Raw genomic sequence first — 223 nt, forward strand, 5'->3', positions numbered from 1 at the left:
TTGACCGTCCGCCGTCCAGCGGGCCAAATCTCCCGTCCGGTACATGCGCGTCCCCGGCAAGAATGGATTCGCCACGAACTTCTCCGCCGTCAGCTCCGGCTGGTTTGCATACCCTGCCGCCACTTGCACACCCGCGATGCACAGTTCACCCGGCACCCCGATCGGTTGCGCCTGATCGCCTTCGCCGACGATATAGATCGCCGTATTGTCGATCGGCTTGCCG

1 protein-coding gene is annotated in these 223 nt (G+C 63.7%); it reads right to left on the reverse strand.

Annotation, left to right across the window (positions count from 1 at the left end; genetic code table 11):
* A partial coding sequence (locus tag L3D05_RS25890; protein WP_239619262.1) for an AMP-binding protein occupies positions 1-223 on the reverse strand: 223 nt, incomplete at both ends.

Source organism: Cohnella mopanensis, from assembly GCF_022352055.1.
Taxonomy (GTDB): Bacteria; Bacillota; Bacilli; order Paenibacillales; family Paenibacillaceae; genus Cohnella; species Cohnella mopanensis.